Source organism: Pelorhabdus rhamnosifermentans, assembly GCF_018835585.1.
Lineage (GTDB): Bacteria > Bacillota > Negativicutes > UMGS1260 > UMGS1260 > Pelorhabdus > Pelorhabdus rhamnosifermentans.
In genome coordinates, this window is record NZ_JAHGVE010000129.1 from 1 (window position 1) to 278 (window position 278).

General features: G+C 49.6%; 1 protein-coding gene. It reads left to right on the top strand.

Annotated features, from left to right (window positions below):
• Positions 1-278 (top strand): hypothetical protein (locus Ga0466249_RS26060; RefSeq protein ID WP_215832397.1); only part of this gene is annotated, 278 nt, incomplete at both ends.

The window sequence follows — 278 nt, forward strand, 5'->3', positions numbered from 1 at the left end:
ACTAACGCAACAGATGTTGCGATTAACGGCAATGCCTTGAATAACAGCCAAGGCCAAATTGAGCAGGCCGGAACAGGCAACTTGACTGTGAAGTTAGCAGGCGCTGTGAATAATAACAGCGGTAAAATCGGTACGAACGGAGAGCTGAATGTTCAGGGTCAAAACATTGCGAATAGTCAAGGCCAGATTGCAGCGCAAAAAGGTGTCAACCTTACGGTGCAGTCCGGGCTTAGTAACCGTAACGGACTGGTGTCCGGCGGAGACAAGGTCACGATAAC